Below are 18,728 nucleotides of genomic sequence, written 5' to 3'. Positions count from 1 at the left end.
GAATTTGCGTTCGCGGCCGTTCTTGGGAGCTTCGAGCCGCTGTTTCGAAGCAGAAAATAGGACTGGCCGACTATCGAAAAAACTGTGATAATGTCGATCAAAATCATCGATAGATTGGATGGAAGATGCTTCCGAACCCCACACTCGACCAGTTGCAAGTGTTCCTTACCGTTGCGGAAATGGGCAGCTTTTCGGCTGCTTCGCGCACGCTAAATCGCGCTCAATCGGTCATCAGCTACACGATCGCCAACCTCGAGGCGCAGCTGGAGGTGCCCCTTTTCGAGCGTTCGGGTGCGAGGCAACCGAAGCTGACGGAGGCGGGCAGGGCACTCCTCGAAGACGCACGGCGACTCGTCTCGGATCTCGAGGTGATGCGCGCCCGCGTAAAGGGGCTGAAGGAAGGGTTGGAGGCCGAGGTCTCCGTCGCGATCAGTGTCATGGTGCCGTCAAAGGCGATGGTTGAGGTCCTGCGCGAGTTTCGCAACGAGTTCCCGTCCGTCGGGCTCAATCTGGCGGTCGGTGAACTCGGCGTGGTGATGGATCTCGTCTCAAACGGCAAGGCGACGATCGGGATCGGCGGCGCCATCCTGCAGCAGCATGATTCGCTTGTGACCGAGCGCATCGGCCATTCCTTCATGGTGCCGGTTGCGTCGAGCGCTCATCCTTTGGCGCGGTTGGGCCGGCCGTTGACGCTGGCCGATGTCCGCGACGAGACGCAGCTTGTTGTCACCGACCCTTCGGGATTGACCAAAGGTCGCGACTTCAATGTGCTTTCCTACAAGACGTGGCGCGTTAGCGATATCGCGACGAAGCACTCTCTTATTCGCGGGGGTCTCGGCTGGGGTGGTCTTCCGGCGTCGCTTATTCGAGACGAGTTGAGAAGCGGAGCGCTTGTACACCTGGATCTCCAGGCCTACGAGCAAGGCGAGTATCCAATTTATGCGATGCGACGAATCTCAACCCCGCCCGGACCGGCTGCCACCTGGATGGTTGACGCCTTTCGGTCCAGGCTTTCGCAATGCCCAAGCCATGCCGACTTCACCGCCGAGGTGGCGGAGTATGCAGCGCGCGATCTCTCCCTAGCGGCGGAATAGGCGAGGCGCAAGGGCCTCGCCGGGAGCTGAACGCCTAGAGAACCAGACGGAATTTGGCGAATCCATCGGTGCCTTCACCTGCGTCCTCGATCTTCACGCTTTTCACGTCAGCGAGGAACTGCTTGGCCTTCGGACCGCTCTGGAAGACGGCCGTCGTTCCCGGCAACGGTTTGAAGGTCCAGTTGCCGTCGGCCGACGGATTGATTGTGCGCTCTTCATGGACGAAGCGGACGATAACGTCACGATTGGTGTCCGGCGCCTGGAAGACGACCTTGTCGGCGGCGATTTCCGGAAACTTGCCGCCGCCGCCGGCGCGGTAGTTGTTGGTGACGACGACGAATTTCTGCTTGAGATCAATAGGCTTGCCGTCGAACTGCAGATTCTGGATGCGGTTCGCATCGGCATTGATCAACTTGCCGTCATCATCGAACCTGCGCGGTTGCGACAGGTCTATCTGGTAGGTGACGCCATCGATCACATCGAAGTTGTAGGATGGGAAGGCACTGTTCAGCAGGTCCGTGTCCTTCGATCCCGGTTTCACCTCGTTGAACATGGCGGCTGACATTTCCAGCCAATTCTTCACCTGTTCGCCAGTGATGGCGACCGCCTGAACCGTGTTGGGGTACAGGTAGAGATCAGCGACGTTCTTGATCGCGATATCGCCGGCGGGCACGTCGGTATAGTAGTCCGCGCCGCCGCGACCGCCGGCCTTGAACGGCGCTGCGGCCGACAGCACGGGCAGGTCCTTGTATTCGGTGTCGGCAAGCATCTGCTTGATGTACCAGGTCTGTGCCTGGCTAACGATCTGGACGGATGGGTCGTCGGCAACGAGCGCGAAATAGGAATAGAGCGGGGCCGATGTCTTGCCGACCGGAGTGCGCACGTAGGCAAGGGTGGCCTCATGCTCAGCCTTCGCAGCTTCGATGACGTCCTTTTTGTCGGCGACGTCGGCGATGACTTTCTTCTTATCATCGCGGTGGTAGATCGGCCGCGCTTCCGAGGTGAAGTCGACAATTCTCCAACCTTTGCCGTCCTTTTCCAGCAGGAGGTCAATGAGGCCGAGATGGGAGCCCCAGAAGCCCGCCATCACAGCAGGCTTGCCATGCAACGTGCCTTTCACCGGATCGGCATTCTGAATGCTATCCCAGGTCTTGGGACCGGGGAAGACGAGGTGCTGGTGCCCGGTAAAGATCGCGTCGATTCCATCGACCGCGGCAAGATGCAGCGATGCGTTCTCCATCTTCTCGGAGGGGGCCGCGCCGTCGATGCCGGAATGAGAGAGCGCGATCACGATATCCGCGCCTTCCTGCTTCATGACCGGCACCCAGGCCTTGGCCGCCTCGACGATGTCGCGCGTCTGCGCCTTGCCTTCGAGGTTCTTGATATCCCACAGCATGATTTGCGGCGGCACAAAACCGATGAAGCCGATCTTGATAGGGCTCTCGTTGCCGGCGCCGTCCTTGATTGTCTTCTCGACGATGAGATAGGGCTTGAAAAACAGCTCGTCCTTGGTCGGATCGGACGCGAGGTGGCCTTTGGTCAGGTTTGCGCAGACGAACGGGAAATTTGCCCCGTTCAGCACCTTGAACATGAAATCGAGGCCGTAGTTGAATTCATGGTTCCCGAGCGTGCCGACCGTGTAGCCGAGCGTGTTCATCGCCTTGATGACGGGATGTAGGTCACCGTCCTTCATCCCGCGTTGGTAGGCCATGTAGTCGCCCATCGGGTTGCCCTGCAGCACGTCGCCATTGTCGATCAGCAGCGAGTTGGCAGCTTCCGCCCGGATGTTGTCGATGATCGTCGCGGTGCGCGCCAGGCCCATCGTGTCGTTCGGCTTGTCGGAATAGTAGTCGTAGGGAAAGACGTTGACGTGAATGTCGGTCGTTTCCATCAGGCGAAGATGCGCCTGATTGGCGGCTGCGCGCGCGCTGAAAGGATGAAGAAGGATGAGCGCTGACGTGGCGGCCAGGCCGCCAAGCAACGAGCGGCGGGTCACTGGTGGCAGATCCAGAATGGAAGACATGAAAACTCCTTCGAAAATCACGCGTCGCCCAGCCATGGCGAGACTAGGGTGATTTGCGAAGGAGTAAACCCTGAAAATGACAGGGAATTATCGCGAGAGGACTGGCTTTACTTCCTTGTGGAAGAACCGGAAGTATGAGGCCACCTGCGCACGGGCATTGGAGTTCGGGTCGAACTGAATTCCGAGGCGACCATTATGGCTCCAGCGGATGATGCCGTGAAGCGTGCCGAGGTCTTCGGCGATGATTTGCACGCGGCTGCCGGCCGCGGCGTGGATCGGCGACCGGATCTCGACGGCAACGCCAGTAACCGACATATCGAGGATGCGAGCATCAACTTCTTTGGTGAGATAGCGGACCTTGCCGAATACACGGCAGGACCGCCGCTCGGCCTTTCGGGCAATGATATTCAGATTACGCTGCATGTTACGCTCCACCAGAACATGTAAGTGAAATCTACTGGAGGAACATTAAGAATGCTCTAATTGATCGATCTAGAATTGCGGAGAGCCCCGCTGCAAACGTCCTCTGCGCGCAACGACGTGTTCGCGCCACACGGTGAAAATGCCTGCCGCCACGACGATGGCGGAGCCAACGATCATGGTGAGGCTCAGCTTCTCGCTGTAGATCACCACGCCGATGATCGATGCATAGACGAGTTGCAGATATGTCAGCGGCTGCACGGCGGCAGCATCCAGCATATCGTAGGCCCGGATGAGAAAATAATGGCTCGAGATGCTGGTCAGACAGACAAGCGTCATCCAGCCCCAGTCCCACCCCGACATCCAGGTCCAATAGAAAGGGCCGACAAGCGTCATGGCGATGCCGCCGACGACACCCGTATAGAAGAAGCTCGTCATCGCCGAGTCGTCCCGACTGACAAGCCGCGTAGCGATGACGTAAAATGCGAATAGGAAGCATGAGAAGACAGCAAGCAGCAGCTTGACGTCGAAAAACTCGCCTTCCGGCTTCAGGATCAACAGCACCCCGACCAGACCCGCACCAATTGCCGTCCAGCGGCGCCAGCCCACCCGTTCGCCAAGGATCGGCATCGAGAGCAGCGCAATCAGAATCGGGGTTGCGGAAAAGATTGCCTGCGAGTGGGCTAGGCCGATCAGGGCGAAGCAATTGATGACAACGACAACCTGAGAGGCCAGCAAAACGCCCCTGAAGACCTGCAGGAGCGGCCTCTTTGTCTTGGCTGTCTGCTTGAGGCCACCCCTCATCTTGCAAGCAAGCGCAATGGTGAATGCGGCAAAGGCCCAGTAGCGGATCATGGTGATGAAGACGGGCGGATAGGCGGAGGCCAGGTGCTTCGAGATGCCGTCCTGCAGCGAGAAGATGGTGATCGCCAGCAGGACGAAAATATAGCCTTGGGTTTTGGATTTCATGCGTACGGGGTCTTATTGTGGGGGGATCAGGCAGAGGACGACGAAGCCGCTGCTCCGATTCTGCGACATTCTGCCGATTTCAGCTCTCTGTCAAAGCCCGACATTTGGCCTGTCGATGACTTCACGCAGGGCGAAGCTGGAGTTGATCTTTACGACATGCGGAAGCGCTGAGAGCCAGTCGCGATGGATGCGCTCGTAGTCCTCGAGGTCGCGCGCGGCGACGCGGAGAATGTAATCGTATTCGCCCGACATCAGATAACAAACCAAAACGTTCGGACAGCGTTTCACCGCGGCTTCGAATTCGGAGAGCGTCTTCGCAAATTGGCCCGACAGGGAGATGTGCACGATCGCGATCATCTTGTAGTCGAGCGCCTTGTGAGAGACGTGGGCGTGGTAGCCACGGATGACGCCGCGCTTCTCCAGTATATCAAGCCGCCGAGAGCAAGCCGATGGCGACAGTCCAACCTTGGCTGCAAGGTCGGCATTGGTAATGCGGGCGTCGGACTGAAGCGTCTTCAGAATCGCAAGATCGATGGCGTCGGGTTCTGACATTCGAAGAACTTTCGATTATTTGCTCTAATTCGCAATATTCTTCGAAAATCACCCGCTGCGCAAACCTTCTTTGCAAGGACATTTCGCGGGTGTGGTGGTTGGATTTCCCGGTCAAAAACACTCCGCGAAGCGGACATAATGAGAGAGGAACGCTCAATGCGTGTCGGTTGCCCGAAGGAAATCAAGAATCATGAATATCGTGTCGGACTGACACCTGCATCCGTTCGTGAATATGTCGCCCATGGCCACGAGGTCTGGGTTGAGACCAAGGCGGGCGCCGGCATCGGTGCTGATGACGCGGCCTATGCGGCCGCTGGCGCAAAGATTGCCGCCTCGGCCAAGGAAATCTTCGAGAAGTGCGATATGATCGTCAAGGTCAAGGAGCCGCAACCCTCCGAGTGGGCGCAGCTTCGCGATGGCCAGATTCTCTACACCTATCTTCACCTCGCGCCCGACCCGGAACAGACCAAGGGTCTCCTTGCGTCCGGCGTCACCGCTGTTGCCTATGAGACGGTAACGGACGATCGGGGCGGTCTGCCCCTCCTTGCGCCGATGTCCGAGGTGGCCGGACGCCTGTCTATCCAGGCTGGCGCGACCGCCCTGCAGAAGGCCAATGGCGGGCTGGGTATCTTGCTCGGCGGCGTTCCCGGCGTGCTGCCGGCGAAGGTCGCTATTATTGGTGGCGGCGTCGTCGGCCTGCATGCCGCCAGGATGGCCGCGGGCCTCGGCGCCGAAGTCAGCATCCTCGACAAGTCACTGCCGCGTCTCCGCCAGCTTGACGATATCTTCGGCGGTCGCGTCCATACGCGCTATTCCAGCATTCAGGCTCTGGAAGAAGAAGTTTTCGCGGCAGACCTCGTCATTGGGGCCGTGCTCATTCCGGGCGCCGCCGCGCCGAAGCTTGTGACCCGCGAAATGCTGTCGGGGATGAAGCGAGGCTCTGTCATCGTCGACGTTGCCATCGACCAGGGCGGCTGCTTCGAGACGTCGCATGCAACGACCCATTCCGAACCGACCTACGTTGTCGATGACGTGGTGCACTACTGCGTCGCCAACATGCCAGGCGCCGTGCCGGTCACCTCGGCACATGCCCTGAACAATGCAACGCTGGTTTATGGTCTGGCGCTGGCCGATCGCGGCCTGCGTGCGATTGCAGAAGATCGTCACCTCAGGAACGGTCTCAATATCCACAAGGGACGCGTCACCAATAAGCCGGTGGCCGAAGCGCTGGGCTACGAAGCCTATGCTCCGGAAAGCGTACTAAACGTGGCGTAATTCCCATCACGTTACGTGAGGCAGGCTGGTCGCATTCTCCTGCGACCAGCCATCATCTGTCTATACGGCATTGATAGCAGTTATTGCGTGCCGACCGCACATGCACGTAGGCAATCTCAGGCCGCTCGAGGAGCTGGGTGGCATAGGAGCGGATATCGGGTGTCAGAGTTACCGCGCCTGTGCCGTACACGATTCGGTTATCGGCATTGTAACCGCGCACGATGAAATCCGGGCTGGTCAGAACCGGCGGCAGGACCTCTTCTGCGGCATAGCGCTCGCAGGGCTCCTTGTGAAGAAAGACCGGACCGGTCTCAGCATAGGGCTGAAGCTCCGGAAACGGCCGGTAGGCGAAGACCAGCAATTCCTCGCCGGCATCGATATTCTTCAGGCAATGACGGCAGGGATGGCCAGGCCCGTCGGAGACCATCGTCTCGGGCAAGAAACCGTAGGCGTCTGTACCGCCGTTCCAGAGATTCTCCGCGTTGGCGGTGGGCATGGCGGAAAAGCGGATGTCGGTCATGGCGGATCTCCTTGATGATTGCCAAGAGATGCGCCTTTATCGGGGTAGAAACCACCCGATTCCTGCCAGAGCCCTCGAGGGCTCCAGCTCCTGGCCGACTCACCAGTCCTTCTTGCTCAACTCCAGAAGTTCCTTGTCGCTGAGCGGCCGGACGATGCCCGAACCGGTGGAGACCGGTGAAAAGCCGAACATCTGGTAGAGCTGCAAAGCGCGCGGGTGATCAAGATCGTTGGTCGTCGTCGTCACCCGCTTCGGATTGAGCGTCCAGATCGCGTAGAGCGCCTGCAGCAGGAACCACTTTCCGATCCCCAGACCAAGCGCATGCTCGAACAGCCCGAAGTGGCTGAGCTCGATCGTGTCCTCATCCTCGACGAAGTACTCGTAGAAGCCAGCAGGCGCGCCGTTGACGTAGAGCACGCTGATATTGTTGCGTTTGTCGTGCAGCGACCTGGCCAAATCCTCGTCAAGCATCCGCAGCCGGTCCACCCACTGCCACCTGGCACCGACCTGACGGTAGAGATAGCGATAGAATGGCAGCGGAATGTCGGGAGCCCGCATGATCGCCGTCTGGATGTTGATCGGCACCGGAAGGCTTGCCTTCGGCGGTGCCGTCATTTCCAGGCGCGTAATATGGGCTTTTAGGGAAGAGGGGGGCTTCACCATCGTGTCAGGCTTTGACCGGTTCCGGCGGACCGGTGACAACAGGCGTGTCGTCCCGGCCACCCCATTCGCTCCAGGAACCGTCGTAGAGCTTGTTGTCGGTATGGCCGAGGGATTCCAGCGCCAGCGTGATGATGGCCGCGGTGATGCCCGAACCGCAGGACGTGACCACGGGCTTCGACAGGTCTACGCCCGCCTCCTCAATCGTCTGCTTGAGTTCCGGCAGGGATTTGAAGCGGCCCTGGGTGGCGAAGACACCCGATGGCAGGTTTCGCGCGCCCGGCATGTGACCGGAGCGCATGCCAGCGCGCGGCTCAGGCTCGACCGCTGCAAAGCGGCCCGCGCTCCTGGCATCCGCTATCTGCAGCGCGCCGCGTGCAACGATCTCCCGCATGGCATCGAGATTGACGACCCGCGAGGCGTCATAGGTGGGCTTGAAAACCTTTGGCTCGTGGCGCGGAACGGTTGCCTCAAGCGGCCGGCCCTCCGCTTTCCATCCGTCCAGTCCGCCATCAAGAACGTACACATTCCGTGCGCCCATCACGCGAAACAGCCACCACACACGCGGCGATGCGAACATTCCGATGCCATCATAGACGACGATATGATCGTTTTCCCCGATGCCGAGCTTGCCGACTTCGGTTGCGAAAAACTCTGGCGAGGGGATCGTGTGCGGCAGCAGTACGGAATGATCCGCGATCTTGTCCTGATCGAAGCGGATAGCGCCCGGGATATGGCCGGCCGCGTATTCGGCGTCGGCATCGCGCTTCTGCGCCGGCAGATAGAAGGACGCATCCAGGACGCGCAAATCCGGCTTGCCCAATTCCGCCTGCAGCCAATCGGCCGAAACGACGAAACGGCTCTTTTCTTCGCTCATTCTGCTCTCCCTGGGGCTTCAGGCTTCGTCGCCGGGAGCGCCGAAGCGAATACGGAAGCGACGGTTTTCCTTGCCCTTCTTTTCGATCTTGGCAATGTGAATCTGACCGACTTCCTGAGTTTCGGACACATGTGTGCCGCCGCAGGGCTGGCTGTCAATCGCAGAGTTTTCGCCGATGCAGACAAGGCTGACCCGACCGAGCCCGATCGGCGGACGGACGTTCTTGGATTTGACGATACCAGGGTTGGCAGCAAGCTCCTCGTCGGTGATCCACTGCAGGTAGACCGGATAGTTCTGCCGCACCAGTTCCATGAGTTTTTCGGTGACGTCGTCCTTGTCGATCGTCTGGGTCATATCGAAGTCGACACGGCTCTCATCCTCGCCGACAGCTGCACCCGTGATCGGATAGGAGCAGACGACGGAGAGCAGGTGACAGGCGGTGTGCATCCGCATAAGCTTGTAGCGGCGCGGCCAGTCGACATGCAGTACCAGCTTCTCGCCGACGGCCGGCTGTTCCTGGCCCTCGAGCGGCACATGCACGACGATGTCCTTGGTCGCTCCATGCTTCGTCTGCCCAAGCGTGATCTTGCTGCCATCGGCGCGCTCGAGGAATCCCGTATCGCCCGGCTGGCCTCCCGATGTCGCATAGAAGCAGGTTTGATCCAGCTCAATGCCCCCGTCGTCGTGAACGGCGGTTACCACCGCCTCGCATGTCGAAAGATAGAAATCGTCACGATAGAGGGCATTGACGGGCATGGGGTCTCACGCTGCTGGTTCGTATGGGATCTGTATGTCTTGCGTCTTGGCGAGCCACGCCGGAACCGGCAGGCCCTTCGACGTCAGGAAATCGGGGTTGAAAAGCTTGGACTGGTAGCGGTTGCCGTAGTCGGCGAGGATTGTCACGATGGTATGGCCGGGACCGAGCTCCTTGGCAAGGCGTACTGCGCCGGCGATGTTGATTGCCGTCGATCCGCCCAGGCACAAGCCTTCATGCTCGACGAGATCGAAGACGTAGGGCAGGGCTTCCGCATCCGAAATGCTATAGGCGAAATCGGGCGTGAAGCCTTCAAGGTTCGCTGTGATCCGTCCCTGACCGATCCCTTCGGTGATCGAGGAACCCGACGCTTTCAATTCGCGGTTCTTGTAGAATTCGTAGAGCGCGGCTCCGTCGGGGTCGGCCAGGCCGATCTTGATGTCCTTGTTGAATGCCTTGAGGCCGGCGGCCACACCCGCAAGCGTCCCGCCAGAGCCGACGGAGCAGATAAAGCCGTCGACTTTGCCGTTGGTATCGTTCCAGATCTCGCTGGCCGTCGTTTCGATGTGCGCCTGCCGGTTGGCGACGTTGTCGAACTGGTTCGCCCAGATCGCGCCGTTGGGATCCGTCTTCGCCAGCTGTTCGGCCAGCCTTCCTGAGACCTTCACATAATTGTTCGGGTTTTTGTAGGGAACGGCGGGCACCTCGACGAGTTCGGCGCCGAGCAACTTCAGCGCATCCTTCTTTTCCTGGCTCTGCGTCTCCGGGATGACGATTACGGTCCGGTAGCCGAGCGCCTTTGCAACGACCGTCAGGCCGATGCCGGTATTGCCGGCGGTCCCCTCGACAATGACGCCGCCCGGCCGCAGCACGCCCTTCTTCTCTGCGTCGCGAATGATGTAGAGCGCCGCGCGATCCTTGACCGACTGGCCGGGATTGAGGAATTCCGCCTTGCCGAGAATAGTGCAGCCGGTCGCTTCCGACGCACCCTTGAGCTTGATCAACGGGGTGTTGCCGATTGCCTCTAGAACGGAGGGATGGACGGTCATGGACTCTGCCTCTTTTGAACGCTTAGTTTAGGAACGGTCTTTTCCCTTCACAAGGCTAGGTTGGCAAGAAATGCTATTCCATCCCTTTGAGCGCAGCGACAAAATTAGACTTCGCTGCCGTCCAGGCACTCGAGCCAGAGCCGTTCGCCGGCCTTGTGATCCGGAGATTGACTTTCAGCGTAGGGATGACGACAAAGCAGTCTCTAGAAGAAAAAACAACCGAAACCGTCATGGTTCATGAGCATATCGACACGGTCGATGCGTTGATGGCGCATTACGTCGCCGGATCCCTTCCTGAGCCGGCACGCGTGCTGGTCGAATCGCATCTTGAAATGAAGCCCGATCATCGCTTGCTGGTGAGAGATCTGGAATCCCTTGCTGGGGAGGCCCTCGAGGAGACACCCGAAGCCGCAATGGGCGATCGCCAGGTGCGCCTCGCCGCGGTCTTCGCCTCTGCGCTGCCAGCTGAAAAGCCAGCCGACCTGCCGACAAAACAGGGGTTCTTCCCGAAGGCGATTCGCAACCTGGTCGGCTATGATGTGGATACGGTCCCCTGGAAGACGAAGCTTCCCGGCTTCAAGGAGTACTCGACCGATATCGATGGCTGCGAAGTCAGCCTGATGTGGATCAAGGCTGGCCGGGCTTTGCCTGCACACACCCACAAGGGCATGGAGCTCACCTTGATCCTGGACGGCGCGTTCAACGACAGTCGCGGCCATTTCGGGCCTGGCGACATCTCCGTAGCGGACGAGAGCGTCGACCACCGACCTGTTGCCGAAAAAGATCGTCCCTGCATCGCGTTTTCGGTTTTTGACGCGCCGATCAAGCTCACCGGCTCCTTCCCCCAGTTCATCCGAGACCTGATCGGCTGAAAGCAGCCACAATGGCGTGATATTCCCTTGAAACCGGGAGATGGCGAGGAACTCCCGGACCTGTTTTGACGTTTGGAAAACAGCCCGGAGGAGATGTGCCATGCCAGATTTCGTCGCCCGTCCCGAACATGGAATAGCCTGGATATCGGGCGCGAGTTCCGGAATCGGGCGAGCGTTGGCATTGAAGCTCGCCGGAGACGGATACAAGGTCGCCGTCACCGCTCGCGACCACGAGAAGCTTGCGGAATTGCAGGCCGAGGCTTCGGACCTACCCGGCAGCATCATCGTGCTCGACGGCGATGTCACCAACGCCGAAGACATGGAGCACGTGCTTGCGTCAATCGAATATGAACATGGCGCACTTGCGCTGGCGGTTTTCAATGCGGGGGTCTATTTCCCCGTCCACGCGGAAGAACTGAAGCTCAGCGATTTCGAGCAGAGCTTCGCGGTCAATCTGCAGGGTGTCGTGAATTGCCTCATCCCGGCCGTGCGGCACATGAAGGCCAAAGGGCAGGGGCAGATCGCCGTCGTTTCATCGGTATCAGGCTATGGCGGCCTGCCGACAAGCGCGGCCTACGGCGCGACCAAAGCCGCCTTGATCAACATGGCCGAGAGCTTGAAATTCGATCTCGACAAGATGGGCATCCGCATTCAGCTCATCAATCCGGGCTTCGTCGATACCCCTGCGATTAAGAAGAACAAATTCTCGATGCCCTCGCTGGTCTCGGTCGAGGAGGCCGCCGAACAGATTTCGGCAGGACTCAAGTCTCAACGCTTCGAGATTACCTTCCCGAAGCGCTTCACCTACATGATGAAGCTCGTCAATTTTCTTCCCTACGGGCTCTATTTCTGGCTGGTCAATCGCTCGACGGGATGGCGGGAGCGACCGCTTGAAAAGCACGCCCGTCCGGCGATGCCGCATCCTGCGGAGTGATGTTCAGTTTCCAGGCAAGGACGAGGCGGATGACGGCCAGACAGGAGGTCATCTGCCTAAAAGGGCCGCCATCCGCTCTCGTCAGCTCCGCGAATAGACGTCCTGGCGAACGTCTATGTTCTAGTGCGGAAGTCTGCTCACAATCGAAATAACTCGAACTCCCAACGGCCGTTTGAAGCGCTCATCAAAACCAAATAGGCGAATGCGCTCCAATGTCGACCAAAAACGCTCGCGCCTTTCGGCAGGAGAATGGCGCAGTCTAATCAGAAACAAAAGTCTCTGACCAGTGACAATTCAGCTTCTGGGAGCGGTATTGCCACCGTGGCTTCCTCCGCCGAGCGGGTCGGCAGTACAAAAGGGGAAGGGCCGGTTACACCGGCCCTTTGGAAATCAACGATGTGTCAGATCAGTCGTCGCTTTCGCGGCAGGCGTCACTGATGGATACGCCGCTCTCGCTACCACGGGTATCAACACCCGAATTCGCTTGCGGCATGCCTCGGCAATCCAGCGCCTCGGCTGTGGTGTCATGCTCGGCGTTGTCATCGGGTCAACCGGAGCGACAGTGATCGGATGCGTGCCGTTTCACTGCTCGTTTAGTCGCCGGGGTAGGTGCTGGAGCTCGGATTTTTCGAGCCGCCATTGGTCGGGCCGATTGGGTCGGGAACGGATTGGGCAAAAGCGGAGGTCGCCAGACCAGCGGCAAAAATCGCGCGGATTTTTCACCGGTCGCCCAACCTTCGCGGGCTATTTCTTCTGCAGGTAAAATTGTTCCGATGCTGAGCCGAAGCCTGTATGCGCGAGGTGTTAGGAGGAGCATCTAGGGCTGAGCTCTTCGATCTCATTTTCCGGGAACTACACCAATGGCTGGCGTGGTCATTACCTGCTCCAACAAAAGCAGCGCGCCGGCTGACTTTATTGCGAAGTCCGCAGCGCGCAGCCGTTCATCGGAGGTTGATGCCTGTTAACCCAGGCTCGCAGCCTGAAAGGATGATCCGATGATGAAGAAGATTTTGGCCGCACTCGCAGCCATGGTCCTGGCTGGATCTTTCGCCCTGCCGCTAAACGCCGCGCCAATTGGCGTGCCGAAAGCAGCACCTATCCACACCGCCGACGTCGAGCAGGTCAAGCACCGCGGCCACGGTAACGGATATGCGAATGGCCACTGGAGAATCGGCGGTACGCTTATCGCGACTGTCGGTATTACGGCTCGTGCTACCGTCCGCGGTATTACGGCTATCCCCGATACGGCTATCGCGACTATTACCCCTACAATCGTAGGTCAGGTGTGAGCCTGTATTTTAACTTCTAGTCAGCAGTGCCACGGGCGCCAACCGTGGCACCCACGAAAAGAAGCCGTCGGCGCGAATGTCGGCGGCTTTTCTTTGAGAATTGCCACTATCATCGACCGTATTCGACAGAGAATGTCACATCGACCTCGTAACCGAAGTCATCGCCGGTCGTGGTCGTGGGGCATCGCAGCTTTACAGTTCTGCTCGATACGGTCTCCCTGGACCCGGTCGGCAGCGAAAGTTTCATTAGAAAGTTTCCGGCTCCCTCATCCGACTCCAGGGGGGCATCATGCTCCAAGCCCCACGATCCCACCCAAATATTTGGGCGGTCCGTTGGGATCGATGCAAATGTATTCTCGACATAAGCGAATCCGATTGAATACGGGCGACCGGTTTCCGGCCAATCGTCAATATCCATCGTTGGGAGGTGGAAATCCTGCAATATGTTCATTGCACGGTGGTCATCGCCTGCGGAAACACGAAATCAAAACTCCCCTTCACCAACGCTGGATGGGTCGCCATCATTGAGAATGCGCATCTGGGGGAATTGCACCGTCACCCTCCGCCCGAGCGTCGCGAAGCTGCTCGTCAGCACGTCCCAGTTTCCGCCGGGATCGACGACCATGATCGTGAAATGAAAGGGGTTTCCGGGCACCAATGAATCCAATGTGACGTGATGCGTTCTGCCAGAACTGGGAGTGATTTTTATCCTACCGACCGGGTCTCGGAGGACTGGGATCCAGCTGTCAAAACTTGGCGGCTCCATGGTTGCTCCAACGAATACAATATCCGTATGAACGGTTGTCTCGATGTGTGTACATGGAAGGTGCCGCCTGATCCGTTCTCACCGTCGGGTATGAGATCGGTTGTTTTCGGCGCGCCTGGCACCGCTGTTATGGTGCCAGTGCAGCGGACATGTGGGTCTGAGAGGCGGCCAGACCCATTTTCAAAGATGCCGACAACATACTTTTCTCCCGGCGCGATCGGCACAGCGTAAGTGCCGCTCAGCTCTGCCTTGTCTCCCTCGCCGGTCAGAATCTGGAGATCGGGACGCGACCACCGAGATCCTGGTCTTTTCTCCCAAAGTTCTTCTATGGCGTCTTTTTCGTAGAGGATCGTCCCTAAGCCGTGGGACGGGGCTGGAAAGTGGCTGTTATCGATGACAAGAACACCCACTGACCTCCCAGGGGAATGCATCTGTCCGCTTCGCTACTACGACGCCAGTTCCGAAGTATATTGCTGATTCCATGCTGCAGATCCCCAGTTTCAATACATCTATGGTCGAACGGTGAGCAGCGGACGCAAATTTTCTGATTCCACCACAGCCTGGCGTGGACGTCGTAGAAGATTATCCACAGGAACCAATCGGCCAAACGCGATTTCAAAAGTGGGGAAAGAAAACGCCTGCTTTTGGAATATCAACAAAAGCAGGCGTTTATCTCTGAAACTGGCTCCCCGGGCCGGATTTGGCTCCTCTTTGTAAGCCGGTGGAGTTTCCTTGTATTGCGGCCTGTTTCGACAATTTCTGATCTGCTGGCGCCTGATATGTAGTCCAAAAAGTAGGACGAAAAGTAGTCTGATTATTGCGGTGCTGCTCCCAACAATTTTTGGATGCGCTCCAGTTGGCTGCCGGATCTGGTTTCCTGCCTCTGCTTAGCTGCCAGATACTCCCGCTCGCAGCGATCGAGGATTGGCTGCGCGATCGGGCCTTTTCGATCTACGAGCTTGGCGGCAAAGATGAGCATCTCGCCAAGCCGCTCAATCGTGATCTCTTTCGCTGGGGCTCTAATGGCCATCAAGCTTCCTCGCAAATCAGTGCTCGCTTTGCCTGTTCGCGACGAATGGCATTGCGTTTTCGGGTCACCATTTCCAGATGATCGGGATGGGGACGGACGCAGAGCCGGTTTCGGCAAACGTGGTCCAGTTCCTTCTTGCCGGGGATGTAGCCGTGCTCGTTGGTCCACATGACAATGTGAACCGCGACTGTCTGTCCGGCTAAAGCCATTCGTGGATATCCGGCTCCGCGGCCTTCTGTTCCCGACGTAGGGCCCGTCCAGATCCAGCAGCCGGTATCTTCGTCCGTACGCACGCGAGCCATGACCTTCTCACGAATGTTGTCGCGCCGGCTCATCAGGCCCAGAACTCCAGTTCGTGCTTGAGATCGGCATAGATCGACGAGTAGCGCTGGCCGTCGTCCTCCTCCGTGAGGCATTCGGTTGCAATCTTCGCGGCGTCCAGAAGCTTCTCGACGACATCGATCTCGCCGAAGGTTCCGTTGATGTCTGCTCCCTCGCGGCTGAAGCGCAGAAGCTCAGTCACGGCTTCTGACGCCTGGTGAGCTGCGGCGGTTGCGTGCGACTGCCGATCGGCGTCAGACATGTTGTAGATATCCACGGTCATGCGGCATTCCTCTTCCAAGCCTCAAACTCGGCGCGCAGATCGAACCATCGGTTGCGGGCGCCGGCGTCGGTATTCAATTCGTTGCGGCTGTCGATCTTCAGGAGGTAGCGAACGTGCGAGTCCACGCGGACCGCGTCGCTGACTTCGGTCGCTCCCTTCGCTTCCAGCAGGAAGCGACGGAACATCTGATCGTTTGATCGCATAGCGCACTCGGCCGCATAGTTCGCGTTCTTGTGCGCGCGCTCTGCCTGCTGAAGCTGTTGCGGCTTCCAGCGCCGGATCTCGGCGAATGCTTCCTGAAGCAAGCCGAGAACGAACCGAAGATCGTCGTGGGCGTGAAGCATGAAGTCGCGATCGATGTATCCGCACTCGACGGTGAGCTGTGCGACCGCGACAGGCTGTGTGTTCGGCACGATGACAGCAAGGAGCTCCGTGCCGGTGCTGCCTAGCTGCCAGTTGGTGCTGGCCTCGGCGTGCCTGGTGCGGATGATCGCCAAACGTTGCGCGTCTGCTGTCGAGGCCATTATTCTGCGGCCTCCCGGTACTCGACGAGATCTTGGCAGTTGGCGCCAACGATTGCCGCGGCGACTGGTGGGCAGACTGAATTGCCAACGCAGGACACCTGGACGTTCTTGGGGAACGGCTTGCCAATGGCGTCGGTGTCGATCTGATAGTCGGGCGGGAAACCCTGCGCATTGTAAAGTTCGCGCGGCGATAGCATCCGCATGCCAATGTCGACGATGACGAACTCAGTGCCACCGATCGTGAGCGTCACGAACTCCCTGTCATCCCAAAACCCGAAGGAGCGCATGAAGTCTGCGACCTGGCGAGCACGTACTTCCTGATCGGATATGAAGGGGGGAGCTTCAATCGTCGCCTCGACGTGGCCATGGCGGTCCTTCGTCGTGATTGTGCGGCAAGGCTGATCTTCTTCTCCGCCGTCGCCAGTGCCGTAGTAGGCTTGAAGGTAGGGAGCGACAAGGAGAGACTTGCCGCCACCGTCGGCTGTCGTGGTGCCGAGCGGCTTTCCTATCTCATGGCCGGTCGAAGTGCCGAACTGGCGAGAAATGAATGCAGTAACGGCGCCCTGCTGCGCTCCAGATGCCGTTACGGTCGACATTGGCTTTTCGGCAGAGCGGCCGGGGTTCACGCCACCGATGCGCCTGCTGTCGTTGTTGTTCTGCGCCACGAAAGCGACGGCTGCGCAGGTATCTGCCTTCGCCGTGATGGTTGCCGATGGCTCGTCCCCGCCACGTGGACGGCTTTGCCCCGCTCGGCCGCCGCATCCGACAAGCGTCGGGATGATGACGGAATTCTGGTCCTTCTTGCTGGCGCAGATCGTGTGATGAGGCTCCTCGACCGATCTATTTGCACCGCCTTGCTGGGCATAGGTGAGGATGGGAGCGATAATCGCATGGCGATTTTCGGTCGTTACAACCCTGACCGGCTCTTCAACGCTGGCGGAACGATCCTTGCCTCCGTCGCCAGGCCCATAGAATGCCGAAAGGTGCGGCGTGACGACGTTGTGCTTAATTCCGCTGGCAACCACCGTGCCGAGGGGCCTGTCAACGCTCATAGCTCGCGGGGCCTGCCCAGCCCGCTCACCGTACCCTGTCTGGACGAGGAATGGACGCTCGGCATCGAGGACGTAGCGCTTCATGCCGCGAGCAACTCGAGCCATTGTGTTCTTGGCGAGGGGACGAATGGCCCTGAGTTGATACTTTTCCCAGATCTCTTCGGTGGTGTCGAAGATCGACGGGCAAGGCAGCGACCAATCGATGCACTCCGCGGCTGTGCGCCATGGCTTCTTGCGGCCGGAAATCACTTCGCGGTCGTCTGGTGCGCCGTGGGTCGCTTCTGGCCATACAATCGGCTTGCCGTCGCGGCGGGCTATGAGGAAAAGTCGCTTGCGGATAGTTGGTGCACCGTAGTCGCAGGCGCGTAGCTCTCTGTGCTGGATCTTGTAGCCAGCCCGGCGCATTGCCTTGCACCACTTCTGAAATGTCTCGCCGCGGCTGTCTGGGCACGGCATAAGGCCGCGCTCGGTCTCGATCAGCGGACCCCAATCCTTCCACTCCTCGACGTTCTCCATGATGATGACGTCTGGCTTCGCACGCTCCGCCCAGAGGACAATCACCCATGCGAGGTCGCGGATGTTGCGCTCGACAGGCTTGCCGCCTTTGGCTTTGGAGAAGTGCTTGCAGTCCGGCGAGAACCAGGCGAGGCCGACATGCTTGCCGGCAACGTGGTCCAGCGGATCAACCTTGAAGATGTTCTCTGAGAGATGGAGCGTCTCCGGATGGTTGGCCGCGTGCAGCGCCAGTGCAGCCGCATTGTGATTGATGGCAATATTTGGCGATCGGCCGAGAGCCATCTCAATGCCTGTGGAAGCGCCGCCGCCACCTGCAAAACTGTCAACGATGATCGGAGCGCTTATCAAAGCCCGCGCTCCTGCAGGGCTGCAGCGTACATCGCCGTCCAAGGCATCTTGAAATCGACGTAGGCAATGCCGCCGTGGTCGCCGGCCACAACGCGACGGTTTACGGTGATCGTCTTGATGACGAGCGGTCGGTCGAGCGTTTGACGGCGGAGTTCCCTGCCGGTTAGCTTCTTCAGCTTAGCCTGCATGGGCGTTCTCCATCCGCAAAATCGTTTCGTTCAGGAGGCGGCGCAGCGGCAGATCCGCGTTGCGGCAGCCGAGCGCGTCGATGACGCAGATCACCGCGTGAGCGAGACCAATCATCGTCTCGTCGGTCAGGCCTTCGAAGCCGGACGTGCCACAAAGATTGTCGACGGCGAGATCGATGTTGACGCTCGCCACGTGCTCCAGTGCCTGCGCAACTTTGCGGCGGCGAATGCGCCCCATTTCGATCTCGATTTCCTCGGCGATGCTTGGGCTGAAATCATTCGAGACGACGCGCATCGTCGGCGGGAAAGACAGGATGTCGGCCATCACATATCCCTCCATGGTGCGTTCTCCCACGTGTCATCCGCCCGCAGGGAGCGCAGTCGACGCCACTCGACGAACCGCCTTACGGCC

21 protein-coding genes and 4 pseudogenes are annotated in these 18,728 nt (G+C 59.1%); 5 read left to right on the top strand and 20 right to left on the bottom strand.

Translation table 11 applies throughout. The features are described 5' to 3' along the window. The first annotated feature begins 125 nt into the window (after positions 1 to 125). Positions 126 to 1,094, top strand: a complete 969-nt coding sequence (locus IB248_RS09460; RefSeq protein WP_018856962.1) for a LysR family transcriptional regulator — start codon at positions 126 to 128, stop codon at positions 1,092 to 1,094. Positions 1,095 to 1,128: 34 nt separating this feature from the next. On the opposite strand, the gene IB248_RS09455 is transcribed toward IB248_RS09460, so the two are convergent. The 4 genes and pseudogenes from IB248_RS09455 to IB248_RS09440 form a co-directional block, all read right to left on the bottom strand. Continuing rightward, entirely contained in the window at positions 1,129 to 3,117 is a 1,989-nt protein-coding gene (locus tag IB248_RS09455) for a bifunctional 2',3'-cyclic-nucleotide 2'-phosphodiesterase/3'-nucleotidase (protein WP_192240744.1), read from the bottom strand. 93 nt (positions 3,118 to 3,210) lie between these two features. Further along, a pseudogene (locus IB248_RS09450) lies at positions 3,211 to 3,540 on the bottom strand (PilZ domain-containing protein); the annotation flags it as partial. A gap of 69 nt (positions 3,541 to 3,609) precedes the next feature. Further along, positions 3,610 to 4,506 (bottom strand): DMT family transporter, encoded by an 897-nt coding sequence (locus IB248_RS09445; RefSeq protein ID WP_018856959.1) that lies wholly within the window; start codon positions 4,504 to 4,506, stop codon positions 3,610 to 3,612. 90 nt (positions 4,507 to 4,596) lie between these two features. Then, a complete protein-coding gene (locus IB248_RS09440; protein WP_018856958.1) occupies positions 4,597 to 5,058 on the bottom strand; it encodes an Lrp/AsnC family transcriptional regulator in 462 nt (153 codons plus the stop codon). A gap of 156 nt (positions 5,059 to 5,214) precedes the next feature. Here IB248_RS09440 and ald point away from each other — a divergent pair, with 156 nt between their 5' ends. Continuing rightward, the gene (gene ald / locus IB248_RS09435) at positions 5,215 to 6,333 is read left to right on the top strand and encodes an alanine dehydrogenase (protein WP_192240743.1); all 1,119 of its coding nucleotides are present in this window, start codon (positions 5,215 to 5,217) and stop codon (positions 6,331 to 6,333) included. Between the two features lie 52 nt (positions 6,334 to 6,385). Here the strand turns inward: ald and IB248_RS09430 are convergent, their stop codons facing one another. From IB248_RS09430 to IB248_RS09410, 5 genes are all read right to left on the bottom strand, one after another. Beyond that, positions 6,386 to 6,853: a DUF1203 domain-containing protein gene (locus tag IB248_RS09430; protein ID WP_018856956.1), complete on the bottom strand. Its 468-nt coding sequence runs from the start codon at positions 6,851 to 6,853 to the stop codon at positions 6,386 to 6,388. Between the two features lie 99 nt (positions 6,854 to 6,952). Next, positions 6,953 to 7,516, bottom strand: coding sequence for a GNAT family N-acetyltransferase (locus tag IB248_RS09425; RefSeq protein ID WP_025659110.1), 564 nt, complete (start codon positions 7,514 to 7,516; stop codon positions 6,953 to 6,955). Positions 7,517 to 7,520: 4 nt separating this feature from the next. Beyond that, positions 7,521 to 8,390: a 3-mercaptopyruvate sulfurtransferase gene (gene sseA / locus IB248_RS09420; RefSeq protein WP_018856954.1), complete on the bottom strand. Its 870-nt coding sequence runs from the start codon at positions 8,388 to 8,390 to the stop codon at positions 7,521 to 7,523. Positions 8,391 to 8,408: 18 nt separating this feature from the next. Then, complete coding sequence (locus IB248_RS09415; protein ID WP_018856953.1) at positions 8,409 to 9,146, bottom strand: alanyl-tRNA editing protein; 738 nt, start codon at positions 9,144 to 9,146, stop codon at positions 8,409 to 8,411. A gap of 6 nt (positions 9,147 to 9,152) precedes the next feature. Continuing rightward, the gene (locus IB248_RS09410) at positions 9,153 to 10,193 is read right to left on the bottom strand and encodes a cysteine synthase A (protein ID WP_169681835.1); all 1,041 of its coding nucleotides are present in this window, start codon (positions 10,191 to 10,193) and stop codon (positions 9,153 to 9,155) included. Between the two features lie 230 nt (positions 10,194 to 10,423). Between IB248_RS09410 and IB248_RS09405 the strand changes: the two genes are divergently transcribed. Further along, positions 10,424 to 11,065, top strand: coding sequence for a ChrR family anti-sigma-E factor (locus IB248_RS09405; RefSeq protein WP_083929853.1), 642 nt, complete (start codon positions 10,424 to 10,426; stop codon positions 11,063 to 11,065). Between the two features lie 100 nt (positions 11,066 to 11,165). Beyond that, positions 11,166 to 11,999: an SDR family NAD(P)-dependent oxidoreductase gene (locus IB248_RS09400; protein WP_018856950.1), complete on the top strand. Its 834-nt coding sequence runs from the start codon at positions 11,166 to 11,168 to the stop codon at positions 11,997 to 11,999. A gap of 168 nt (positions 12,000 to 12,167) precedes the next feature. On the opposite strand, the pseudogene IB248_RS31655 reads toward IB248_RS09400, so the two are convergent. Both IB248_RS31655 and IB248_RS32375 read right to left on the bottom strand, forming a co-directional pair. Then, a pseudogene (locus IB248_RS31655) lies at positions 12,168 to 12,301 on the bottom strand (SAM-dependent methyltransferase); the annotation flags it as partial. 104 nt (positions 12,302 to 12,405) lie between these two features. Then, positions 12,406 to 12,715: pseudogene (locus IB248_RS32375) on the bottom strand (hypothetical protein). A 282-nt stretch (positions 12,716 to 12,997) separates the two neighbouring features. Between IB248_RS32375 and IB248_RS09395 the strand changes: the two are divergent. Beyond that, a pseudogene (locus IB248_RS09395) lies at positions 12,998 to 13,308 on the top strand (hypothetical protein). A gap of 89 nt (positions 13,309 to 13,397) precedes the next feature. Here the strand turns inward: IB248_RS09395 and IB248_RS09390 are convergent. From IB248_RS09390 to IB248_RS09350, 9 genes are all read right to left on the bottom strand, one after another. Then, positions 13,398 to 13,535 carry a hypothetical protein gene (locus IB248_RS09390; RefSeq protein WP_192240742.1) on the bottom strand — a complete coding sequence of 46 codons (138 nt, stop codon included), beginning with the start codon at positions 13,533 to 13,535 and terminating at the stop codon, positions 13,398 to 13,400. Between the two features lie 237 nt (positions 13,536 to 13,772). Then, positions 13,773 to 13,943, bottom strand: a complete 171-nt coding sequence (locus IB248_RS09385) for a hypothetical protein (protein WP_169681837.1) — start codon at positions 13,941 to 13,943, stop codon at positions 13,773 to 13,775. A 925-nt stretch (positions 13,944 to 14,868) separates the two neighbouring features. Further along, on the bottom strand, positions 14,869 to 15,084 hold the full coding sequence (locus IB248_RS09380) for a hypothetical protein (RefSeq protein ID WP_169684002.1): 216 nt from the start codon (positions 15,082 to 15,084) through the stop codon (positions 14,869 to 14,871). Next, positions 15,084 to 15,422, bottom strand: a complete 339-nt coding sequence (locus IB248_RS09375) for an HNH endonuclease signature motif containing protein (protein WP_169684009.1) — start codon at positions 15,420 to 15,422, stop codon at positions 15,084 to 15,086. The genes IB248_RS09380 and IB248_RS09375 overlap by 1 nt, the downstream gene beginning before the upstream one ends. After that, entirely contained in the window at positions 15,419 to 15,688 is a 270-nt protein-coding gene (locus IB248_RS09370; RefSeq protein WP_169684001.1) for a hypothetical protein, read from the bottom strand. Before IB248_RS09370 ends, IB248_RS09375 begins: the two co-directional genes overlap by 4 nt. Next, positions 15,685 to 16,212, bottom strand: a complete 528-nt coding sequence (locus tag IB248_RS09365) for a hypothetical protein (RefSeq protein ID WP_169684000.1) — start codon at positions 16,210 to 16,212, stop codon at positions 15,685 to 15,687. The genes IB248_RS09370 and IB248_RS09365 overlap by 4 nt, the downstream gene beginning before the upstream one ends. Continuing rightward, the gene (locus IB248_RS09360) at positions 16,212 to 18,128 is read right to left on the bottom strand and encodes a DNA cytosine methyltransferase (RefSeq protein WP_246733843.1); all 1,917 of its coding nucleotides are present in this window, start codon (positions 18,126 to 18,128) and stop codon (positions 16,212 to 16,214) included. The genes IB248_RS09365 and IB248_RS09360 overlap by 1 nt, the downstream gene beginning before the upstream one ends. Next, a complete protein-coding gene (locus IB248_RS09355; protein WP_169683999.1) occupies positions 18,125 to 18,316 on the bottom strand; it encodes a hypothetical protein in 192 nt (63 codons plus the stop codon). The genes IB248_RS09360 and IB248_RS09355 overlap by 4 nt, the downstream gene beginning before the upstream one ends. After that, on the bottom strand, positions 18,306 to 18,656 hold the full coding sequence (locus IB248_RS09350) for a hypothetical protein (RefSeq protein ID WP_246733841.1): 351 nt from the start codon (positions 18,654 to 18,656) through the stop codon (positions 18,306 to 18,308). Before IB248_RS09350 ends, IB248_RS09355 begins: the two co-directional genes overlap by 11 nt. Positions 18,657 to 18,728 lie beyond the last annotated feature (72 nt).

The organism is Rhizobium sp. RHZ01, assembly GCF_014851595.1.
Lineage (GTDB): Bacteria > Pseudomonadota > Alphaproteobacteria > Rhizobiales > Rhizobiaceae > Rhizobium > Rhizobium altiplani.
Note: the sequence above shows the minus strand (reverse complement) of the source record. Positions and strands in the feature narration are given on the sequence as shown.

Coding starts and splice junctions, on each gene's coding strand:
- IB248_RS09460 (WP_018856962.1), top strand. CDS start 126: ATGCTTCCGAACCCCACACTCGACCAGTTGCAAGTGTTCCTTACCGTT.
- IB248_RS09455 (WP_192240744.1), bottom strand. CDS start 3,117: ATGTCTTCCATTCTGGATCTGCCACCAGTGACCCGCCGCTCGTTGCTT.
- IB248_RS09445 (WP_018856959.1), bottom strand. CDS start 4,506: ATGAAATCCAAAACCCAAGGCTATATTTTCGTCCTGCTGGCGATCACC.
- IB248_RS09440 (WP_018856958.1), bottom strand. CDS start 5,058: ATGTCAGAACCCGACGCCATCGATCTTGCGATTCTGAAGACGCTTCAG.
- ald (WP_192240743.1), top strand. CDS start 5,215: ATGCGTGTCGGTTGCCCGAAGGAAATCAAGAATCATGAATATCGTGTC.
- IB248_RS09430 (WP_018856956.1), bottom strand. CDS start 6,853: ATGACCGACATCCGCTTTTCCGCCATGCCCACCGCCAACGCGGAGAAT.
- IB248_RS09425 (WP_025659110.1), bottom strand. CDS start 7,516: ATGGTGAAGCCCCCCTCTTCCCTAAAAGCCCATATTACGCGCCTGGAA.
- sseA (WP_018856954.1), bottom strand. CDS start 8,390: ATGAGCGAAGAAAAGAGCCGTTTCGTCGTTTCGGCCGATTGGCTGCAG.
- IB248_RS09415 (WP_018856953.1), bottom strand. CDS start 9,146: ATGCCCGTCAATGCCCTCTATCGTGACGATTTCTATCTTTCGACATGC.
- IB248_RS09410 (WP_169681835.1), bottom strand. CDS start 10,193: ATGACCGTCCATCCCTCCGTTCTAGAGGCAATCGGCAACACCCCGTTG.
- IB248_RS09405 (WP_083929853.1), top strand. CDS start 10,424: ATGGTTCATGAGCATATCGACACGGTCGATGCGTTGATGGCGCATTAC.
- IB248_RS09400 (WP_018856950.1), top strand. CDS start 11,166: ATGCCAGATTTCGTCGCCCGTCCCGAACATGGAATAGCCTGGATATCG.
- IB248_RS09390 (WP_192240742.1), bottom strand. CDS start 13,535: ATGAAACTTTCGCTGCCGACCGGGTCCAGGGAGACCGTATCGAGCAGA.
- IB248_RS09380 (WP_169684002.1), bottom strand. CDS start 15,084: ATGGCCATTAGAGCCCCAGCGAAAGAGATCACGATTGAGCGGCTTGGC.
- IB248_RS09370 (WP_169684001.1), bottom strand. CDS start 15,688: ATGACCGTGGATATCTACAACATGTCTGACGCCGATCGGCAGTCGCAC.
- IB248_RS09365 (WP_169684000.1), bottom strand. CDS start 16,212: ATGGCCTCGACAGCAGACGCGCAACGTTTGGCGATCATCCGCACCAGG.
- IB248_RS09355 (WP_169683999.1), bottom strand. CDS start 18,316: ATGCAGGCTAAGCTGAAGAAGCTAACCGGCAGGGAACTCCGCCGTCAA.
- IB248_RS09350 (WP_246733841.1), bottom strand. CDS start 18,656: ATGGAGGGATATGTGATGGCCGACATCCTGTCTTTCCCGCCGACGATG.